This window comes from Acinetobacter genomosp. 33YU (assembly GCF_001990725.1).
GTDB classification, from domain to species: domain Bacteria; phylum Pseudomonadota; class Gammaproteobacteria; order Pseudomonadales; family Moraxellaceae; genus Acinetobacter; species Acinetobacter seifertii.
On record NZ_LFZQ01000033.1, the window covers coordinates 1 to 454 of the forward strand.

Below are 454 nucleotides of genomic sequence, written 5' to 3' on the forward strand. Positions count from 1 at the left end.
AATTACCATCCATGCTCAAGCGGTGGATGCGCAAGGTAACATCAGCAGCCCGACCGATGTCACTGTAACTGTAGATAATACACTACCGACCCTTGCGATTAGTGCAAGTGACCTGAACCTTGCTGCGGGCGAAAGCACCACAGTGACCTTTACCTTCAGTGAAGCGGTGACTGGCTTTGATGCAACTGATGTGGCAGTGGCGGGCGGTACGCTGACTGGCTTGACGACCACTGATGGTGTGACTTGGACAGCGACCTTTACTCAAGACGGTACAGCAACACCACCGAGCTTGAGTGTAGCAAACGGTACTTATACTGACCTTGCAGGTAATCCGGGTTCAGGTGCGAGTCTTGCAGGCTTAACTGCGGACATTACACCACCGACGCTTGCGATTAGTGCAAGTGACCTGAATCTTGCAGCGGGTGAAAGCACTACAGTGACCTTTACCTTCAGT

Annotated in this window: 1 protein-coding gene; it reads left to right on the forward strand. The window is 52.2% G+C overall.

Translation table 11 applies throughout. The features are described from left to right. Positions 1-454, forward strand: a 454-nt coding sequence (locus tag AC056_RS19640; RefSeq protein ID WP_228144372.1) for an Ig-like domain-containing protein, incomplete at both ends; no start/stop codon positions are given.